At 38.5% G+C, this 234-nt stretch carries 1 protein-coding gene; it reads right to left on the bottom strand.

Annotation, left to right across the window (positions count from 1 at the left end):
• On the bottom strand, positions 1-234 hold a 234-nt coding region (locus tag ACFINZ_RS11695), incomplete at both ends, for a cation diffusion facilitator family transporter (protein ID WP_375701607.1).

Here is a 234-nt window from a genome sequence, read left to right as displayed (position 1 = left end):
AATCCATGCTTCTCTTAAAATTATAATTGCCGCAACAATGATCAGTACTCCTTCAAGAACAGCGGAAAAATATTCCGCTTTATGATGTCCAAAAGGATGATCGTGATCTGCCGGCTTCATACTTATTTTAACAGCCCACCATGCTGCCAAAGTCGCAAGAATATTGACGATTGATTCCAATGCATCAGAATAAAGAGCAACCGAACCAGTAATATGATATGCCCAATATTTCAA

It is taken from the genome of Bartonella sp. AA81SXKL, from assembly GCF_042196945.1.
Classification (GTDB): domain Bacteria; phylum Pseudomonadota; class Alphaproteobacteria; order Rhizobiales; family Rhizobiaceae; genus Bartonella.
Note: the sequence above shows the minus strand (reverse complement) of the source record. Positions and strands in the feature narration are given on the sequence as shown.